This window comes from Streptomyces fildesensis (assembly GCF_016107395.1).
Taxonomy (GTDB): domain Bacteria; phylum Actinomycetota; class Actinomycetes; order Streptomycetales; family Streptomycetaceae; genus Actinacidiphila; species Actinacidiphila fildesensis.
Genome location: NZ_JAAIKO010000475.1, coordinates 1 through 204, shown reverse-complemented (window position 1 = coordinate 204; position 204 = coordinate 1). Strand labels below are relative to the sequence as shown.

The window sequence follows — 204 nt, the reverse complement described above, 5'->3', positions numbered from 1 at the left end:
AATCCGAGCAAGTACTGGGCGATACCCACCCCGACACTCTGACCAGCCGGAACAACCTCGCCAGCGCCTACCAGGCAGCGGGGAACCGGGCGCAAGCGATCCCACTACTGGAGGCCGTCCTTACCCAACGCGAGCGAGTACTGGGCGACACCCACCCCGACACTCTGGCCAGCCGGAACAACCTCGCCAGCGCCTACCAGGCAG

1 protein-coding gene is annotated in these 204 nt (G+C 66.2%); it reads left to right on the top strand.

Annotated features, from left to right (window positions below; genetic code table 11):
• A partial coding sequence (locus C6N31_RS47665) for a tetratricopeptide repeat protein (protein ID WP_198359807.1) occupies positions 1 to 204 on the top strand: 204 nt, incomplete at both ends.